Consider the following 1,292-nt stretch of genomic DNA (forward strand, 5'->3'; position numbering starts at 1 on the left):
GCCCACCCAGCCCACCGACCCGACCGACTGACCGGCCGGCTGACTGGGAAAGTCGAGTGCCCACTTCCCGACGCCCCCGGCCGGGGAACGTCGCGAAGCGGGCACTCGTGGTGGGGTCGGCAAGTGGGCACTCGACGTGGACGTCGAAGGCCCGCTCCGGGGTGGGATCAGCGGGCGCGGAGGCTGTCGCGGATGTCGGTCAGCAGGATGATCTCCTCCGAAGGCGCCTCCGGCTCGGGCTCGACGCCCTTCCGGCGCCGCTCGGCGAGGTGGTTCATGGGCACGACGACCATGAAGTAGACCGCGGCCGCCACGATGAGGAAGCTGATGAGCGCCGTGACGAACACGCCGAGCTTGACGCCTCCGGGCTTCCAGTTCGAGAAGTCGGGAGTGCCACCGAGCTTGCCGATGACATCCATGATGACCGCGACGAACGCGGTGACGACCTGGCCGAATGCGGTACCGATGACGACGGCGACCGCGAGGTCGACGACGTTGCCCCGCATCAGGAAATCCTTGAAACCCTTGATCATGAGCGTCCCTTTCTGTGCCCCTGGACGGGGCTCGTCCCGGTGCCCCGGGGGGTTCTGGCGGGAGTCTCGAGCCGTCCCCGCGGGTCCTGCGTGTCCCAGCTGAGCGCGCACCTTTGCGTGCGACTCGGTGACCAGAGTGACTCATGTGACGAGCGACCCGGCGTTCCGAGCCTACTGCCCCGCGGCTGACCCGTGCCGGACCGCAACGACCAGGCTCTGGCCGGCCTGGAGTGCGCTGAGCCCGCGCGCGACCTCGGTGGCCTGGCCGGGATCGAGCGCGAGGGTGATGCGCGCCGGCGCTGCGGCACCCAGTCCGGTCGACTCCTCGGCATCACGAACGGCCAGGACGACGACGTCGGTCGCAGCCCGTGACCCGGAGCCGGTGGCGTAGAGGTCGACGTGGTCGCCCGGCCGCACCCCGGCGGACGCGGCGTCGAGGACGGGGACGCTGATGGCGACCCGGTCGGCGGGCTGGCCCGCCAGCAGGTCACCACCGAGCAGGCGTTCGGGCGTCACGACGTCGTGGACCGTGAGCGGTGCAGCGACGACGCGGCCGACCGCCGCTCCAGGCCTCGACAGGGCGGACCGTGGCCGCTGCCCGTCAGGTCTCGTCGCCACCGACACGTCGTCGGGACCGAGTCTCTGGCCGGCCGCGACATCTCGGACCATCACGACCGTCGGCAGCCCCGACCCTCCGGCTGGCTCCGGTCGCAGCGCGCCGACCGTGACGAGGACCGCCAGCGCCGCGAGCCCTGCAGC

Annotated in this window: 2 protein-coding genes; both read right to left on the reverse strand. The window is 71.7% G+C overall.

All coding sequences use genetic code 11. The features are described 5' to 3' along the window. Nucleotides 1–167: 167 nt before the first annotated feature. Nucleotides 168–533 carry a large conductance mechanosensitive channel protein MscL gene (mscL, locus tag AC1DP0_RS21980; protein ID WP_478088730.1) on the reverse strand — a complete coding sequence of 122 codons (366 nt, stop codon included), beginning with the start codon at nt 531–533 and terminating at the stop codon, nt 168–170. Between the two features lie 171 nt (nt 534–704). Continuing rightward, on the reverse strand, nt 705–1,292 hold a 588-nt coding region (locus tag AC1DP0_RS21985; protein WP_478088732.1), incomplete at its 5' end, for an SAF domain-containing protein.

This window comes from Terrabacter sp. P5_B1 (assembly GCF_056400505.1).

What these genes read in the sequence shown, in the direction of transcription:
- mscL (WP_478088730.1), bottom strand. Translation starts at nt 533, where the DNA reads ATGATCAAGGGTTTCAAGGATTTCCTGATGCGGGGCAACGTCGTCGAC.